The sequence below is a fragment of the Acinetobacter sp. WCHAc060025 genome (assembly GCF_004209355.1).
In the GTDB taxonomy this organism is placed as follows: Bacteria; Pseudomonadota; Gammaproteobacteria; order Pseudomonadales; family Moraxellaceae; genus Acinetobacter; species Acinetobacter wuhouensis.
Window position 1 is genome coordinate 1 of sequence record NZ_SGSX01000073.1, and the last position, 241, is coordinate 241.

1 protein-coding gene is annotated in these 241 nt (G+C 38.2%); it reads right to left on the bottom strand.

Annotation, left to right across the window (positions count from 1 at the left end; genetic code table 11):
• Positions 1 to 25 precede the first annotated feature (25 nt).
• The coding region (locus EXE09_RS18680; protein WP_130118257.1) for a hypothetical protein at positions 26 to 241 on the bottom strand (216 nt) is incomplete at its 5' end.

The following is a 241-nucleotide window of genomic DNA, read 5'->3' on the forward strand; positions in this document are numbered from 1 at the left end:
GGTATTGATTGTTTTTTGTTCAACATTATTCGATCCCCATTTCACGCATGATGTCGTTTTCTTCTTTTACTGAATCGCAATACTCAGCAACAACAGCAGACTTATAGCCCCACTCTTGCATCACCATTTCTATGTGAAAAAGACATGCTTCTGATTCAAATGCAGGATTACCACCAACAATGAGTTGGCAAGCTCTGTCAAAGATGATTTTTGAGACGATTTCGAAAGCTTGTTGTTTTTC